The organism is Psychrobacter sp. AOP31-B2-9 (assembly GCF_052378005.1).
GTDB lineage: Bacteria > Pseudomonadota > Gammaproteobacteria > Pseudomonadales > Moraxellaceae > Psychrobacter.
On sequence record NZ_JBQSXG010000199.1, the window covers coordinates 1 to 4235 of the forward strand.

The 4235-nt window shown below is 43.3% G+C and carries 2 protein-coding genes; both read left to right on the forward strand.

Translation table 11 applies throughout. The annotated features are described in order from the left end of the window. Nucleotides 1-1097, forward strand: a 1097-nt coding sequence (locus ACT3SX_RS14190) for a TonB-dependent receptor domain-containing protein (protein WP_444753340.1), incomplete at its 5' end; no start/stop codon positions are given. A 662-nt stretch (nt 1098-1759) separates the two neighbouring features. After that, a complete protein-coding gene (locus tag ACT3SX_RS14195) occupies nt 1760-4057 on the forward strand; it encodes a FepA family TonB-dependent siderophore receptor (protein ID WP_192992476.1) in 2298 nt (765 codons plus the stop codon). Nucleotides 4058-4235 lie beyond the last annotated feature (178 nt).

Here is a 4235-nt window from a genome sequence, read left to right on the forward strand (position 1 = left end):
ATAATAAAGGCATTGAAGTTGACTTGATCACCAAAGGTGGCAAAATCGAAAATACCAGCCTCATAGACAGTCAGTTGGGCTCGCATAAGCTGATTACTGGTGTGGAATATTACACAAAAGAGTCAGAGGTAACTCGTCTAGGTGTCCTTGGCGGAAATGACGAGGCAAAAAATACGTCTGTATATTTAGAAGACCAATGGCAAATGGGTAAATTAACGCTAACACCTGGTGTTCGTTATGATCATTACGAAGCACCACAAGATGTGGCAAATGGTGAAACGTACGACAATGTTGTGGGTGCTTTTGCCGCCAGTTATCAAGTGTTGCCAAGCACCAATATATTTGCAAGTTATACCCAGTTGTTCAATGGTCCTGACTTACAGGAAGCCATCCGTAATACAGATGGTGAAGATAAATATATTTCTTCTGATTTAGAGCCCGAAACTGGTAGTAATGCCGAAGTTGGTGTATCCACTATTTTCCGTGGCTTGACCACTGAAGACGATTCGTTACAGCTTTCTGGTAAGTATTTCGTGACAGATTTGGAAAACTGGATTACGTACGAGAGCGGTATCGACTGTACTACTGGACTGGCCTCTGATACTGGCACATGCGCAGGCTCATTTAATGCAGATGAAGACTATGAAGTCAAAGGGGTAGAGCTCTCAGCTGATTACCGTACCAGTAACTTCAATATGGGCTTGAGCTATGCACGAGCGCGTAGCGAAGGTAAAGAGACTGGCTATAGTTTGTCTCAAGGCACTGGTGATGAAAATGACTCTGGTGATAAGTACATGGTTAACCTGGGATATGCACCAACTGATACGCTTGATTTAGGCTGGCGTAGTACGTATGTGACTTCTATCAACCCTAATACAGGTGATGATACAGATCAAGAAAAAGAAGGCTATGACGTACATGATATATTCATGACCTACAAGCCTCAGCAGTTAGCGGGCGTGAAAGCGACCCTAGGTGTGTACAATATGTTTGATGAAACGTACGCAAATCACTCATCACGCTACTCAGCCGATTCGGACTATACTGATTATGCGATGGGAAGAAATGTGAAAGCTTCTTTAACTTATCAGTTTTAATATATAAATAATTGGCATTTGATAGATAGGGCGTGTTGAGTATTCAGCACGCCCTAAGCGTAGGTAACTTCTAAAGCAAGTTAGCCTTACCAGTTGTACCCAACAGTAAATCGAAAATCAGGTACCGTCAGTGACTTCCTAAGTCGCTACAGACTGACCCTCCCTCCTTAGAAGTCCTAAATTTGTAGTCAACGTTTTTGTATTCAATTTATCATTTTTTGACTATACATTATTAATTTAATGTTAATGATAATAATTATTATTAATATTTGCATTAATATTTCTGTTTTGCTAAAGTGTGTTTTGTTTATTACAGAACTATTAACAGCTTTTTGTATTACCTCTCTTTGGAGGCTTTATTGTGATTACTATTTAAATGAGTTGGCTTTTGCCAGTCGCAGTATCACCAAACCTTTAACCGTATGCAGTAGATACTTTTACTAGTCTTTCATCTATCGATATTTAAGCCTTTTGGCTATGTTTTAGTCCCGTTTTCATCATACATATACTGGATAACAAGTTTGTCTTGCTTGGCAGTCGTGTGCCTATTTGTATGTATCAACTTATATATGCTTACGATGTGGATGCCACATCAAAAATGACTAAAATTGTTCGAGATTGAAAGATTCTATTGAGATCAAATGCTTCAAGGAACATTATTCATGTCAAAACTCTCAAATATTTCGCCTCAGCAGCACCTTAATGCTCCAAAAACCTCACAACCTTTAGCGACCGGCAAAGTTTTGCTAAGCATCGCTATCGCCTCTATTCTTAGCAGCACCGCTTTTGCTGCTGAGGGTGATGAGGTAGCTGTGCATGAGGCGACTGACCAAGAAGCAGTACCTACAGCGACACTTGATACTATTGTGGTGCGAGCGGCAAGAGAGGAGCTAGAGCAGGCGGCAGGACTGTCCGTTATTAGTGAAGAAGCCATCGAAAAATCATCCGTTTCTAATGATATTTCAGAAATTGTACGTAAGATGCCAGGTGTGAACCTGTCAGGGTCATCGACGTCAGGTCAACGTGGTAACCAACGTCAGATTGATTTGCGTGGTATGGGTCCAAACAACACGCTTATCTTAATCGATGGCCGTCCAGTTACCTCGCGTAATTCCTCACGACCTAGCCGTGGTGGTGAGCAAGACACGCGTGGTGATTCGCAATGGGTACCACCAAGTGCAATTGAGAGTATCGAAGTATTGCGTGGTCCTGCTGCTGCTCGTTATGGCTCAGGTAGTATGGGCGGTGTGGTAAACATCATCACTAAGCGCCCGACTGATACAGAGTTTTCTGTGACTGGGCACTACGAGGCACCAGAGAGCGACTTAGAAGGCAGTAGCTGGCGTACCAATGTCAATATGGCAGGCGCTTTGACTGACAAGCTGTCCTCACGTACCACTCTAGGCTATCACGATAGTGAAGCAGATGATCCGTATATTAATGCAGCTGAAGCACTAGATGATTCAGTAGCAGCAGGTACTGAAGGGGTTGAAAATATCGATGCGCGCCAAGTGTTTGAATACGCGATGGATGCGATGAATACGGTCGGTTTTGAGGTCAATTATAGCCGTCAAGAAAACCGATGGGCGGGTGACTCATTATTCCAGTCAGTGAATGAAACGTTGATAAACGAACTAGACGGTGAAACAACGAGCAAAATGCAACGCTACGGCGCGGCGATTACCCATCGCGGTGAGTATGATAATGCTAGTAGCAATAGCTTTGTGGAGTACACTCGGACAATTAATGAGCGTTTGGGTGAAGGTAGTGCGGGTGGTGGTGAAGGTCAGATTGTCATACCTGACGACGGCGAGGATTTTGAATGGGTAGAGGCAACCTACGATACGCTCAATGCCAAATCAGAGTGGGATATCTATTTTGACCGTCATACTTTAACGGCTGGTGCTGAGTTCCGCGGCGAGAGGTTAGACAACCCTGTGGTATCTGATATGACATTTGATGATGGTTTTGAGTTTGGTGATGTGGAGACCGACCCTGACAAGCGCGACCCGACCTCAGATGCTTACCTCATCGGTGCTTATTTAGAAGATAACTATGAGATCACGCCTGATTGGTATGTCACGCCAGGTCTACGCTTCGATTATCATAGCGAAGCTGGCAGTAACTGGTCGCCGAGTATCAATACCACTTGGCACTTTAGCCCTGATTGGTCAGTGAAGGCAGGTGTCAGTCGTGCATTTAAAGCGCCATCGCTGTACCAGCTTGACCCAAACTATATTTACTACACTCGTGGAAATGGCTGTCCATCTTGGGTACCTCTTGATGAAAGAGGTTGTCAAGTCTTAGGTAATCCTGACCTAGAAAATGAAACCTCTTGGAACAAAGAGCTGACCTTTACTTATGATGATGGCACTGGGCTGAATGCAGGCTTGACTTATTACCATAATGCCTATGATAACCGCATTGGTGCTGGTACGGATCGTGTGGCGGTAGATACAACGACGAACCGTTCTATCTTTCAATGGGACAATCAAGGTGAAGCAATTGTCGAAGGTTTAGAAGGTTTTGTACAAGTACCAGTCACTGACGATGTAAAATGGTCTTCTAATGTCACTGGCAACATCCGCTCAGAGCGTAAAGACAATGGCGAGCCATTATCACTCATTCCTAAGTTCACTGTGAACACGGGTGTCGATTGGGATATTACGCCTCAGTGGAATGCCGGTTTTGATGTGAGCTACTATGGCACGATTGAAGCCCCTACGATTTCAGCTACAACGGGAGATGATAGTGATGATCCGTTGCTTGATCGCGAGCCGTATGCCATTGCTAATGTCAGCACTCGTTATGATCTGACTAAGGATATAACCGTTGGTGCTGGTGTCAAAAACTTATTTGATACGGGTGTTTATCGTGAGGGTACTGCTACGAATGCTGGTGCACGTACGTTCAATGAGCCTGGCCGTACTTATGTGTTCGACGTTAGCGTTGACTTTTAATAAGTAGACATAAAATTTGTTCGATTAGAAAAGGTCTGAGCTACTGGCTCAGACCTTTGTGCTGTCAGTAACTTTTTTAAATGGTCTTATCTAAGCAATCGTTTTTTAGTAGGCCTTTTAAAGAAGCTTTTTTAATTCTTTAACTTTCTAATTCTTTAAATTTTTAATCAATAACTAT

Bases quoted from the DNA above. Each gene is read 5' to 3' on its own strand.
- ACT3SX_RS14195 (WP_192992476.1), top strand. From the start codon at position 1,760: ATGTCAAAACTCTCAAATATTTCGCCTCAGCAGCACCTTAATGCTCCA.